The sequence below is a fragment of the Amycolatopsis sp. NBC_01488 genome (genome assembly GCF_036227105.1).
Taxonomy (GTDB): domain Bacteria; phylum Actinomycetota; class Actinomycetes; order Mycobacteriales; family Pseudonocardiaceae; genus Amycolatopsis.
In genome coordinates this window covers 3,203,226-3,215,953 of the sequence record NZ_CP109434.1, presented here as the reverse complement: position 1 = coordinate 3,215,953, position 12,728 = coordinate 3,203,226, and the positions used below count along the sequence as shown (strand labels likewise).

Genomic DNA, 12,728 nt, shown 5'->3' with positions numbered 1-12,728 from the left:
TTCACTCCTCACTGCTGTCTGTGGTGTTGCCACGCCCCGGAACCCTGCTGCTTTCCAGCTGTTCTTCAGCCGGGAGCTCCTTCAACGCGTGCCGTCCCGAGGTGTAGCCCCGTTGGAAGCTTGCCATCCGGTTCCGCGCCGCGGACGCCGAGCGGGTGATCGCACCCGTTCCGGGCATGCCCGCGGTGTTGTCCGCGAAGTTGTTCTGCGCCGGTGCGTCGGCCGAAGGACTGCTGATCGACCCCGGCACCAGGTAGGCGTTCGGGACGCGTTTCGGCAGCCCGGCGGGGGTGATCTCCTCGTTCTTGGCCTCCAGCAGCGACTGCGCCGCCTGCCAGCCGTCGTCGGAGGCACTGTGCCAGCCGTCGTCGGCCGGGAGCAGCGGGTGCCGGGTCGCCGCGGTCGGCTGCAGCTCGTCCACGGGCTCCGGACGCGGCTCCGGGCGGCGGGCCGCCGGCTCGGCGACGGGCTGCGCGTAGGGCTCGTCGGACCCGGTGAGCGGCGGCAGGTTGGGGTCTTCGCCCGCGGCCTGCGGCGGCACCGGGTCGGCAGCCGAGTCGTCGCCCTCACTGAACCAGCGTGACAGCACCGACTGGTAGATGGGCAGCCGCCGGGTGGGTACATCGTCCTCGAGGGCCGACGAACCGACCTCCTCCGCGCGCGGCGGGGGCGGTGGCGGGTCTTCCGGCGGGACGTACTTCGGCTCGCGCTTCGGCAGGACCAGCGGCGCGAACTGCGTGTCACCGGCCCGCGAGCTGGCGCCTTCGCCGTTCTGCGACGGCGTCAGCGGGGCCAGGTCCTCGGCGGTCGGCCAGGCGGGCGTCTCGGGCTTCGGCAGCTCGGGCGACAGGAACGGGCCCGCCGCGCGGCCGCCGCTGACCAGGTCGTCCAGGCTGATCGGCTGGTCGAGCGGGACCAGGCCGCCCTGGTTGGCCACCGGCTCGTGCGCCGGCTGGGCCGGGGGTGGCGGTGCCGAAGGCGGGATCGGCGTGTGTGCCTGCGTCTGGTCGAAGTCCGAACGCGCGGCCGGGATCGGGATGCTCGGCATCGACATCGACGTCTCGGACCGGTTCGCCGGCAGCGGGGTCTGCCGCGCCATGCCCGGGCGCAGCGGCGTGAGCAGCTCGGCCGGGACGACGACGCGGGCGATCACGCCACCCTCGATGTCCTCGTTCTCGCGCAGCCGCACCTCGATGCCGTGGCGCTTGGCCAGCCGCGAGACCACGTACAGGCCCATCCGGCGGGTCACCGACACGTCCAGGTCCGGCGGCTCGGCGAGCCGGGCGTTGACCTCGGCCAGCCGCTCGTCGCTCATGCCGACACCGTGGTCGGTGACCTGGATGGCGAGTGCCTTCCGGCGGGTCACCACGGCCCGGACGATGACCTTCGTCTCCGGCTCGGAGAAGTAGGTCGCGTTGTCCAGCAGCTCGGCGAGGACGTGCACGAGGTCGTGGATCGCGAGGCCCTGGACCGCGACGTCGGGCACGATGCCGACCTCGATCCGGGCGTACTGCTCGATCTCGGACACCGCGGCGCCGATGACGTCGGCGGCGGGCACCGGCTTGGGCACCGACTTGGCCAGGCCGGCGCCGGAGAGCACCAGCAGGGACTCACCGTTGCGCCGCAGCCGGGTGGCCAGGTGGTCGAGCTCGAACAGGCTCGCCAAGTGGTCCGGGTCCTGCTCGTCGGCCTCGAGGCGGTCGATGACGCCGAGCTGGCGTTCCACCAGCCGCTGCGACCGCCGGGAGAGGTTCACGAAGATGCCGTTGACGTTCTCGCGCAGGAGGGCCTGCTCGGCGGCCATCTTGACGGCCTGCTCGTGGACGATGTCGAACGAGCGCGCCACCTCGCCGATCTCGTCGCGGGTGTTGACGGGCACCGGCTGGACGGCCCGCTTCGAGGCGCCGACCGGGTCCGGGTCGTCGAGGATCGCCTGCACGGTCTCGGGCAGCCGGGTGTAGGCGACGTCCAGCGCGCTCTTCCGCAGCACCCGCAGCGGGCGCAGCATGAGCCGGGCGACGACGAGCATCAGCGCGATCGCGGCGGCCAGCGCGGCGAGGACGACGCCACCGCCGACCCACGCCGAGTTGACCGCCGCCGTGGCGAGGTCGTCGGCCCGGGTCTTGAGCTGGGCCAGCAGGTTCGACTCGACCGCGTGCAGCTTGTCCGCCGACACGGTGCTGTCCTTGCTGAGCGCCGTCGTGTCGATGCTCGGCGCCGCACCCAGCTGGGCGAAGGAGAACGCCGCGGTCTGGATCCGGCGGCGGTCGTCGACCTCCGGGCCGGAGTAGGTGTCGTTGTAGAGCTGGCGCTGGTCGTCGTCGGCGTTCGCGAGGAAGGACGCGACGGAGGCGTCCGCGCTGGACGCCGACGCGCGCGTCTGGTCCAGGAGGTCGCCGGGGAAGTTGCCGCGGTTCGCGGCGATCTGCAGCTCGGCGTCGGAGCGGGTGGTGAACTCCTTGGCCTCGCTGATCGCCTGCGTGCTCGTGCCGAGGCGCAGCACGTCCCGGTCGGTGACCGACGTGGTCACCTCGCGGCCGAGCTCGATCAGGGCGTCGAGGATGCCGGAGTAGGCGGTCATCACCGTGATGTCGGGCAGGCCGTTCGCGGTGTTGAACGCCGCGCGCAGCGGGCGCAGGGCGTCGAGGCGCTGGAGACCGCGGGTGTAGCGGTCCTTGGTCGCCTGGTCGTCGTAGCTCAGGGTCGCCGCCGCGTTGCGCAGGTCGGTGACCTCGCGGTCGACCTTGGCGATCTGCGAGTCCAGCCCCGTCTGCAACAACGAGTTGGCGGACGAGATCCGTGCGACGGCCAGCGAGCGCTCGTTCTGCAGCTCGTGCACCACCGTGGTGACCTTGACCGCGAACGCGACCTGGTCGGCGGTGTGCTGGAACTCGGTCGCCTGCTGGGCGTCGTCGACCACGCGCAGCGTGCCCAGCACGAGCGCGGTCAGCGTCGGGATCAGGAGGATCGCGGCCAGCTTCGACCGCAGCCGCCAGTCACGCATGCCGGAGAACAGCCCGGCCTTCCGGCCCGGAGCATCTCCGGGCGACTGCGCAGGGGCCCCTCCTACCCCCGCGGCGTCTTCGTTCGGCACCGCCGCACCACCATCATCGTTCGTGCTCGTGAAACCCTGGTCGGTCCAGCGCCCGCCAGGGCGCATCGCGTTCTCCTCAGCCACTCGTCTGCACGCTCCCGGCGCTCCGGCTCACCGGCCGGTCGGTAGGAGCCCAGCGCGAGACGGTACCCGTACGGGTGAAAAGATCGTCTTCGACGGGGGTTCCTGAACCACGTCCGGCCGGACGGAATCGGTTCAGCTCGAGCATCACGGTCGGGTCCCTGCGCTGGTCTCGCATCGGTCTCTGGTTCGGCCTAGCCCACCGGCACGGCGGCTGAGCCCGGCCAGGCAGTGGTCTCCGCGGGGGAGAATCTCTCAGGAAAAGCACAGCGTGCCCTGGTACACCGAAGTGGATCGTCTTGATCGGCCATCCAGGCGCTCTCTCTCACTACATCGGAGGTTGATACCTCCCCGCAGGTGCAGAGGGTAGCGAACGGCCGGGGAAGATGTAACCCTCCCGACCCCACGTACGCGATGTTGCACAGCGTTCGCTCAGTCGGTCCACAGCCGGTCATCTCATATTCAAGATCTTGGTCCTACGCTGGGTGAACGGCTACTGCGAGTGGAGCAGTGGGTCTAGACCAGAGGCCCATCGAGTGACGTGCACCACCCTCTAGGGTATTTCTCGAACCCGTTGTGAGCGAGCTGTCACCTTCTCTACAGTGGCCCGCGTGGCTCTCGCAAATGAGTCACGCACTCCCACCGAATTCGGTTCACGAACCGTCACGTTCTTCAAGGAGCAGGCCTTGCTTGGAAACGCCATGAGCAGTGGCCGGGTTCGCACTCGCCGCGCCGCGCTCGGGCTCGCCCTCACCGTCGCAGCCGCCACGGCCCTCACCGGCTGCAGTGCGCTCGGCTCGGACGACTCGAGCGCCTCGTCGACCGGGGGCGGCCTGGAGAAGTCGAAGATCAAGGTCTCGATCATGCCCACCACCGACCTGGCCCCGTTCTGGCTCGCCCTGGACGGCGGCTACTTCAAGGCCGAGGGCCTCCAGGTCGAGCAGGTCGTCGCCAACAGCGGCCAGGCGTCGATGACGAAGGCGATCTCCGGCGAGGCGGACATCGCGCTGTCGACCTACACGCCGTTCTTCATCGCCAAGAGCACCGGCGCCGCGGACGTGCAGCTGGTCGCGGACGGCACGTCGGTGAACGCGAAGAGCAACGCCATCGTCACGGTGCCGAACTCGAACGTGAAGACGGTCCAGGACCTCGCCGGCAAGCGGATCGCGATCACCGCCAAGAACACCGCGTCGGACATCCTCACCAAGTCCGTCATGAAGGACCACGGGGTCGACTTCAGCAAGGTCAACTGGGTACTGGTCCCGCTGCCGAACATGGCGGCGGCGCTGAAGGACAACCAGGTGGACGCGGCCTACATGCCGGAGCCGATGCTCTCGCAGGCGGCGAAGCTCGTCGGCGCGACGCCGGTCATCGACATCAACACCGGCGCCAGCCAGGACTTCCCGCTGACCGGCTACGGCGCGACGACGAAGTGGGTGCAGGCGAACCCGAAGACCCTCGCGGCCTTCCAGCGCGCGATGAAGAAGGCCACCAGCGACGCGATCAACGACCGTTCGAAGGTCGAACCGCTGCTGGTCAAGTACGCGAAGATCGACGAAGACACGGCCAAGCTGCTCACCCTGCCCGGGTACGGCTCCACCCTGGACGCCCGGCGCCTGCAGCGGGTGCCCGATCTGCTGCTGCAGATGGGCGTCATCACCAGCAAGGTCGACGCCGCGCCGATGATCGCCCCGCAGGCGACCAGCTGACGTGACGAAACTGCTTCGCGGCCTGGTCGGTCTGGTCGGCTTCCTCCTGCTCTGGGAGGTGGTCGTCCAGGTCGGCCTGGTCAGTAAGACGTTCATCCCGCCGCCGAGCGTCGTCCTGGTCACCGTCGGCGACCTGCTGGGCGACCCCGAATTCCTCCGCGACGTCGTCGCGACGATGCTCGCCTGGCTGATCGCCATCGCGATCGCCATCGTGATCGGCGTGCCCGCCGGCCTGCTGCTGGGCAGCGTCCCGGTGCTGCGCACCGCCACCGCCGCGATCGTCGAGTTCCTGCGCCCGATCCCGGTCACCGCGCTGGTGCCGCTGGTGCTGCTGGTGATCGGCTCCGGCCCGGACGCGAAGATCAGCCTGGCGGTGTACGCCTCGCTGTGGCCCATCATGTTCAACACCATCTACGGCATGGGTGAGATCGACCCGGTGCTGATGGAGACCGCGCGCGCGTGCGGGACCAGCCGGTTCCGCATGCTGTCGTCGGTCGCGCTGCCGCAGACCGCGCCGTTCGTCTTCACCGGCATCCGGCTGTCCGCGATCATTTCGCTGATCGCCGTCGTCAGCGTGGAATTCCTGGCCGGTTCCGAAGTCGGCCTCGGCAGCTTCATCCTGGTCGCGAGCACCGGTTCGGTCCGGTTCGACCTGGTACTGGCCGGTACGGTGGTGGCCGGGCTGCTGGGCTACCTCATCAACGAAGGACTCGAGCAGCTCGGCAAGCGGCTGTTCCGCTGGAGCACGGTGGACCGGGAGGCGATCGCGTGACCGCCGCGACTCTTTCCGGCCGGGTCGGCAGGCGAGCCGCGCGCGGCGCCGCCTCCGTCGTCCGCAACTGGCTGCTGTTCGCGATCCTCGTGGTCGCCTGGGAGTTCGCCGCCCGCGCGGGGGGCAGCAAGTTCTTCCCCCCGCCGACGGAGATCGCGGTCGCGGCCGGGAAGCTGTGGTTCACCGGGCCGGCGTCGCACCTCTTCCTCACCGACGCGGTGTTCGACAACGTGTTCCCGAGCCTCGGCCGGACGCTCGGCGGCTGGGTGCTGGCCGCGGTCGTCGGCATCGTGCTCGGCGTGCTGCTCGGCCGGTCCGCGAAGGCGATGGACTACGTCGGCCCGCTGTTCGCGTTCTTCCGCTCGATCCCGCCGCCCACGCTGATCCCGGTGTTCGCGGTGTTGTTCGGGCTGAGCTCGGGCATGCAGATCGGCTCGATCATCTTCGGTGCCGTGTGGCCGGTGCTGCTCAACGCGGTCGACGGCGTCCGCTCGGTCGACCAGGTGAAGGTGGAGACCTCACGGTCCTTCCGCACCCCGAAGCGGTACTGGATCGCGATGGTGGTGCTGCCCGCGGCGGCGCCGAAGATCTTCGCCGGGCTGCGGGTGAGCCTGTCGATCGCCCTGCTGCTGATGGTCGTCTCGGAGCTGGTCGGTGCCTACAACGGCATCGGCCGGTCGTTGCTGAACGCCCAGCAGGACTTCGACTTCCCGACCATGTGGTCGTGGCTGGTGCTGCTGGGCATCCTCGGCTACGTCTTCAACACGATCTTCCTGGCCGCGGAACGGCGGGTGCTGGCCTGGCAGCCGGCCCGCCTCGGCCGCGACTGACGCTGGAAAGGCATCTCCCCATGTCAACCATGCTCGAAGTGTCCGGCCTCAGCCACCGCTACGGCACGGGCGCGAAGGCGCACACCGCGGTGAACGACCTGTCGTTCACCGTCGAGGCCGGGCAGCTGGCCAGCATCGTCGGCCCGTCGGGCTGCGGGAAGTCGACGCTGCTGCGCTGCGTCGCCGGGCTGACCCCGCCGACCGAGGGCACGGTGAGCCTGCACGGCGACCGCGTCTCGGGCGTGCCGGACGACCTCGCCGTCGTGTTCCAGGACTACAGCCGGTCGCTGTTCCCGTGGCTTTCGGTGCAGAAGAACGTCGAGTTCCCGTTGCGCTGGCGGCCGATCTCGCGGGCGGACCGGCGTTCGCGGGCGGCCGAGGCGCTGGAGCAGGTCGGCCTGTCCGCGGTCGGCGGCAAGTTCCCGTGGCAGCTCTCGGGCGGCATGCAGCAAAGGGTGTCGATCGCCCGCGCGCTGGCCAGCCGCCCGGCGCTGCTGCTGATGGACGAGCCGTTCGCCTCGGTCGACGCCCAGACGCGCTTCGAGCTCGAGGACCTGACCCGGCGCGTGCAGCGCGAGCAGGGCAGCACGATCCTGGTCGTCACGCACGACATCGACGAGAGCGTCTACCTGTCCGACCGGGTGCTGGTGCTGTCGAAGTCGCCGGCGTCGATCGTGGCGGACCTGCCGGTCGGCCTGCCCGCTTCGCGGGACCAGATCACGACGCGCGAGTCGGCGGAGTTCGTGACGCTGCGCGGCGAAGTGGCCCGTCTGCTGCACGGCGGCAGTCCCGCAGAGGCCGCGACGGCCGCGTCCGACGCGGCGGAGTGGGAGCTGGCGGAGCAGTCTTCGGACGTGACGGAGAGCAGCAAGGCCGGCAGCTGAGTCCACTTCGGACAGACGACGGCGCGGCGGACCGTGCGCTTGACCATGGCCCCAGGCTAATCCTTGGCCTTGCGAAGGAAGGCCCGCCAAGCGGCCGCGGTGACGACAAGCGTGCCCCCCGAGCGATCCTTGGTGTCGCGGATCTGCGACACCGGACCCGGCGAGACCTCGACGCAGTTGGTTTCGTCGGTGTAGCTCGACTTGCGCCACTCGGACATCTCACTCCAGTTCGGCGATCACCCCCTGGATGAGTGCGAGCGAATCCCGCTCGGTCAGAGCCAGGGCCGACATGGCTTCCGCGGCCGCGCGATAGGTGGCCAGGTGATCTCCATCGTAGACGTGGGCACTGCCGCGGATGTGCTCGATGTGCACGATCGACGGCAGCTGGGCGAAATCGAAGATCACGAAGTGGCCCCGCAGCCCTGGGTGGTAGCCCGCATCCGCGGGCACCACCCGGATCGTGGTGGTGCGCGGCTGCGCCGCGCGCACCAGGAAGTGGAATTGCTCGACCATGTCGCCAGGTTCGCCGAAGCGCTGGCGAAGGACTGCTTCGCCGAGAAGCACGGTGCACTCCAGCGGATGACTGCGTGTGAGGACCTCTCGCCGCCGCGACCGGATCGCCAGCTGTTGCTCGATCATCCGGGCCGGCAACCGATGCGACTCCAGGATGGCCCTGGCATAGCCGGGGGTCTGGAACAACCCCGGCACCAGGAAGGGCTCCCAATCGACCATCGCGGTCGCGGTGCGCTCGTACTCCACGTAGGTCGCCGTAGCCGAGGAAACACCCAGCACCGTGCGTTCGAGCCAGTTGGGCTCGCGAGCGTTCCGCGCCAGCTCCACCAGCCGTTCCCGCTCCGCCGGTTCCACCCGCAGCGCCCCCAGCAGCACCCCCACCTGCTCGAGCTTGGGCACGCGCAGCCCGCTCTCCCAGTGCGAGACATCCTGGGCCACCACCTGCGCCAGCCGCGCCAGTTCGCGGACGCCCAGGCCTCGCGCCTCCCTCGCCGTACGCAGGCCGAAGCCCAGCGCGCGCGACCTCGGTGTCGCTACCAGTGCTGCCATGTGCGCATTCTGTCACCGGCCACCGACAAGCCCGAAAACCGGGGCTGTCGCACGGATGCGACAGCTCCGGTCCCGAAACCACTCAGCCGATCAGGCCGGACAAGCCGCTGCCCTTGAACGAGCCCCAGCCCGTCACCTGGTCGTACCCGGTGCCCGCGCTGAACCCCGTCGTGCCGTGGAGGGTGTTGTTGCCCGTCGTCACGTCGTGGAAGCCCGTGCCGTACGAGGACCCGTTGCCGATCGAGTAGAACTTCGGGTTCAGGTTGCCCAGGCCACCGCCGTGGACCTGGTTCTGCAGCGTCGCGAACGCCGCCCACAGCGGGGCCGCGCCCGACGTGCCCCACACCGTCTCCCACGAGCCCGCCGTGTAGATGTAGTAGCCCGAACCGCTGGCCGCGTCGGCCGAGACGTCCGGGACCTTGCGGTACGTCGTGCTCTGCGAGGACTGCCACGACGGCGCCGTGAACACCGTCGAGATGCCGCCGCCCGTCGAGCCGTTGGACGCGCCGTCGTTCCACGCCTTCTCGCTGCTGTACGCGTTCGAGGACGTCACCGTCAGCTGCGTGCCGCCGACGCCGGTCACGTTCGGGCTCGACGCCGGGAAGTCCACGGCCTTCGCCGTCGATCCCGTCTGGCGGTAGCAGTCGGTCGTGCCGTCGTCGCCCGCCGCGGCGAAGTACGAGATGCCCTCCGCGGTGCCCGTCGCGACCGCGCTGCTGATGCTCTTGGCCGCGCTCGAACCCTCCGCGGATTCGCAGGCGCCCCAGGAGATCGAGACGACGTTGACCGTGTGGTCCGACGCGATCTTCTGGTACATCGCGAGTTCGCCGGCGCTGGTGTTCGGCGCCTCGTACACGTAGTCGTTCGCCGCGGCCGCCAGCGCGTGCACGACCTCGATGTCGAGCTCGACCTCGATCTGGCCGTCGCCCGGCGACGAGTCGTAGTTCGCGCCGCTGACCGGCACGGTGGTCACCGAGCCCGCCGAAAGGCCGTACGTGCTGTCGTAGTTGGTGATGTTGGACTTCTGGTAGCCGTCGAACTCGACGAAACCGACCTTCACGCCGCTGCCGGTCGCCGAGAGGCCGCTGGTGCCGTAAGCGGTCTTGAGCACCGGCGGGGTCACCGCCTTGACGACGTTGGGCTTCGCGACGGCGGTGGTGTGCGTCCGCAGGGCGTGGTTGTCGAGGCCGACGACGTTGCCCACGACGCTCGAGACGTCCGCGGGCAGGGTCGGCGCGGCGTCGTTGGCGAAGAAGTTCCGGCCGGACGACTGGTCGTGGTAGGTCCCGAGCCGGGTGTGGAACGCCGACTCGAGCTGGGCCGCCGAGCCGGTGAACGTGACGGCCTGGCGGTTGCCGGAAACCTCGATCCCGGTGGCGCCGGATTTCTCGAGGAATGAGACGGCCTTGCGCACGTCGGCCTGGGTCGGGCCGAACTCCGCATTGAACTGCGCCGGGGTCAGAAAGTGGTGGTATTGCGGCGACGCCGGGTTCTGCACGTCGGCGAGGAACTTTTCCAGCGCCTCCTGGTTGTGCAGTTTCAGGGAGAGCGCCGCGGTGATCCGCTGGCCGCCCGCGACGTCGCCCGTGCGGGCGCTGTTGACGAGCGGGGCGGCGTTGTCGGCCAGGGTGACCAGCGGTTCCGTCGCCGCGGCGGCGGGGACGACCACGGCGAGGCCGAGCAACGCCGGCAGCGGCACGGCGGCCGCGACGAGCTTGCGCAAGCGCATGGGAGGATTTCCTCTCGGCGGCGGGGACCGGGCCTGCGCGGAATACTCGCCGCAGGTTGCCGAGAAGCATAAGAAGCTCTGATCGCGCCGAGGAACCTACTTTTGGCTGAGCTTCGACGGATCTCATTTTCATTTTCCCGCGTGTTTACTCTTCCATGGCCATTCGATTATCGTCCGGAATGCCCGAGATCATCGATGCGGTCGACGATCTCCCGGGCGTCGGCGTTGCCGGCGAACCGGCGGGCGGCCGCCGACAGCGAGTGCAGCCGCTGCCGCGTCCGCGGTGACCGCAGGGCCGCCGCCAGCTCGATCGCCTCTTCGCCGACGGTGCCGGCGACGTCGAGATCGCCGTCCAGCGCGTGCACGGTGGCCAGCCAGATCAAGGTCAGCGACCGGCTGCGCGTCATGCCCCGGCGGTACCCGCCGATCGCCTCGACGAGGGCGGGGATGCCGTCGCGGCCGTGCCGGATGTCGACCACCTGCGCCAGCTCGCCGTGCACGGTCCCGACCATGGCCGCCATGTCGGAGGCGCCGAAGAACGCGTCCCACGGCGATGGTTCGCGCCCCTCGGCATCCGCGAACTCCTCGCGGGCGCGGCGCAGGTGGGTCAGCGCCCCGGTGACGTCGGCCTTCTTGGCGTGCGCCCAGGCCTGGTTGGCCGACAGGATCGCCAGCGCGAGGTCGGAGTGCGCCAGCAGCGCCGCTTCCCGGCCGCGCGCGAACTCCGCCAGCGCCGCGTCGACGGCACCGTAGTGCAGGTGCAGGCGCCCGATGCGGTACCGGATGTTGGCCTGGAGGTCGTCGTTGCCCGCTTCCTCGGCCAGCTCCAGCGCCCGCGCGAACGCCTCCAGCGCGGCGGCCGGGCGGTCCTGGTCGAAGTTCGTCCAGCCGGCCAGGTTGTACAGGTCGGCGACCGAGGTGTACAGCCGCGCCAGGACGACGGTCTTGGTCACGCCGTCAAGCAGCGCCGTGGCGGCGGGGAGCCGCGCTTCGACGGCCGCCCGGCAGGCGCCGCCGCCGTAGCGGTAGTCCAGGCCCCTGAGCTCGGCGACGACGTCCTCGAGCCGGCGCACGTCGGCGAGACCCACGCGCGTGCCGCGCTGGTCGTCCCGCCCTCCACTGCCGTTCATGGCAGCCCTCCGTCCCTAGAGAGCTGCCGGGCAGCTCCCGTTCATTCCCCGCCGGGCCAGGCCGGAGCCCGCTCCTTCGAGGGACTGGCGCCGGGCAGCACCCCGGCGGCGGTCAGCACCACTCCCGTGGCGGTTTCCGCGATCTTGACGGCGGCCAGCAGGCCGGTGAGGGCGAGCGAGCCGCCGAGCCCCAGCTTCGCGAACTCGTCTTCGGAGGTCTCGGTTCCGCGTTGACGCGGTATCGCGCCGGTCACGATCCGGCCTTCCGGCTTGCTCCGGGCGCACTCGGGCGATATCCGCGGGAAATCAGCCGCTCCCGCGCGGCAGAAATCCACCGGATGGTCGACATCCTGGTTTCCCGATGGCTTCTCAGTGAATTGACCGCGAACCGAATACGCGCGCCCACAGCGCCGCCTCCCGTGCTGGCCGAACAATTCTTGACACCATCCGGGTGAACGGCGACCTGCTCGCCGCGCGTCACCCCGCCCCGCCGGAAAGACCGGCGTTTCCCGGCTTCCGACCACGATAGCCAGCAACCTGCCGAGTCATCAGCCACCAAGCAGCCCAACCACGGCCCCGCACGTGCGCCTGCACATGCGGTGGCTATTCGGCATCAGCAAGAACCGAATGCAATTTCATGAGCACGATTCACCTGGCGAAATACTGGTATAACCGGCCGGCGAATCAACCAAACCGATCGCCGGCCGACCGCGAATTCCGCGTGGTGCACCCGCCCGATGTGCGGCTTCCGCAGTGCTTCAGGATTTGACGAGGTCCACCCACGTGCGCACCGTTTCGGCGTCCACAGAGGACTGCCAGCCGCCGGGCCGGACCGCACTCCCGACATGGAACCCGCGCACCCCGCCGGCGCGCAAGAGGTGCACCTGCTGCGCGCGCAGCCCGCCGCCGACGAGCAGGGCCGGACCGCTCTCACGCTGCGCGAGCCGTTGCAGCACCGAAAGCCCGCTGGCTACGCCGTTCGGGTGCCCGGCCGCGAGCACGGTGTCACAGCCGAGCGCGGCCAGCTGGTCGTAGGCGCGCAACGGATCCCGCGTGCGGTCGATGGCGCGGTGGAACGTCCACGGCAGACCGTCGACCTCCTTGATCAGCGCTTCGCAGGCGTCCAGGTCGATCTCGCTGTCGATGTTCAGGAACCCGAAGACGAACTCGCGCGCGCCCGCGTCGATCAGCCGGGCGGTGTCGGCACGCAGCCCCTCGAGGTCGCCGATGGCGAAGGAACCGTTGTCCCGCAGCATGACCCGCACCGGGAGGTCGGTCGCCGACAGCACGTCACGCAGCGTTTCGACCGTCGGCGTCAGGCCGTCCTGCGCCATGTCCGTCACCAGTTCGAGGCGGTCGGCCCCGCCCGCCTGCGCGCCTTCGGCGTCCGCCGCGTCCAGCGCGATCACTTCCAGCAGGGGCGTCTTCGAGCTCATG

11 protein-coding genes are annotated in these 12,728 nt (G+C 70.0%); 4 read left to right on the top strand and 7 right to left on the bottom strand.

Translation table 11 applies throughout. From position 1 onward, the window contains the following. Window position 1: 1 nt before the first annotated feature. A complete protein-coding gene (locus OG738_RS15585; protein ID WP_329054655.1) occupies window positions 2–3,160 on the bottom strand; it encodes a sensor histidine kinase in 3,159 nt (1,052 codons plus the stop codon). A 716-nt stretch (window positions 3,161–3,876) separates the two neighbouring features. On the opposite strand from OG738_RS15585, the gene OG738_RS15580 reads away from it, so the two are divergent. The 4 genes from OG738_RS15580 to OG738_RS15565 are packed head-to-tail and all read left to right on the top strand — an operon-like array spanning window position 3,877 to window position 7,370. After that, window positions 3,877–4,884 carry an ABC transporter substrate-binding protein gene (locus OG738_RS15580; protein WP_329054654.1) on the top strand — a complete coding sequence of 336 codons (1,008 nt, stop codon included), beginning with the start codon at window positions 3,877–3,879 and terminating at the stop codon, window positions 4,882–4,884. Between the two features lies 1 nt (window position 4,885). Continuing rightward, a complete protein-coding gene (locus tag OG738_RS15575) occupies window positions 4,886–5,656 on the top strand; it encodes an ABC transporter permease (RefSeq protein WP_329054653.1) in 771 nt (256 codons plus the stop codon). Beyond that, window positions 5,653–6,486: an ABC transporter permease gene (locus OG738_RS15570; protein WP_329054651.1), complete on the top strand. Its 834-nt coding sequence runs from the start codon at window positions 5,653–5,655 to the stop codon at window positions 6,484–6,486. The genes OG738_RS15575 and OG738_RS15570 overlap by 4 nt, the downstream gene beginning before the upstream one ends. A gap of 20 nt (window positions 6,487–6,506) precedes the next feature. Beyond that, on the top strand, window positions 6,507–7,370 hold the full coding sequence (locus tag OG738_RS15565) for an ABC transporter ATP-binding protein (protein WP_329054649.1): 864 nt from the start codon (window positions 6,507–6,509) through the stop codon (window positions 7,368–7,370). A gap of 56 nt (window positions 7,371–7,426) precedes the next feature. Here the strand turns inward: OG738_RS15565 and OG738_RS15560 are convergent, their stop codons facing one another. The 6 genes from OG738_RS15560 to OG738_RS15535 all read right to left on the bottom strand — a co-directional run bounded on the left by OG738_RS15560 (window position 7,427) and on the right by OG738_RS15535 (window position 12,727). Continuing rightward, window positions 7,427–7,588, bottom strand: coding sequence for a DUF397 domain-containing protein (locus OG738_RS15560; RefSeq protein WP_329054647.1), 162 nt, complete (start codon window positions 7,586–7,588; stop codon window positions 7,427–7,429). A 1-nt stretch (window position 7,589) separates the two neighbouring features. Then, window positions 7,590–8,432, bottom strand: a complete 843-nt coding sequence (locus OG738_RS15555; RefSeq protein WP_329054645.1) for a helix-turn-helix domain-containing protein — start codon at window positions 8,430–8,432, stop codon at window positions 7,590–7,592. Between the two features lie 82 nt (window positions 8,433–8,514). Next, complete coding sequence (locus OG738_RS15550; RefSeq protein WP_329054643.1) at window positions 8,515–10,161, bottom strand: S53 family peptidase; 1,647 nt, start codon at window positions 10,159–10,161, stop codon at window positions 8,515–8,517. A 167-nt stretch (window positions 10,162–10,328) separates the two neighbouring features. Then, the gene (locus OG738_RS15545) at window positions 10,329–11,291 is read right to left on the bottom strand and encodes a hypothetical protein (protein ID WP_329054641.1); all 963 of its coding nucleotides are present in this window, start codon (window positions 11,289–11,291) and stop codon (window positions 10,329–10,331) included. Window positions 11,292–11,332: 41 nt separating this feature from the next. Further along, entirely contained in the window at window positions 11,333–11,545 is a 213-nt protein-coding gene (locus tag OG738_RS15540; RefSeq protein WP_284749629.1) for a hypothetical protein, read from the bottom strand. A gap of 504 nt (window positions 11,546–12,049) precedes the next feature. Beyond that, complete coding sequence (locus tag OG738_RS15535) at window positions 12,050–12,727, bottom strand: copper homeostasis protein CutC (RefSeq protein ID WP_329054638.1); 678 nt, start codon at window positions 12,725–12,727, stop codon at window positions 12,050–12,052. Window position 12,728 lies beyond the last annotated feature (1 nt).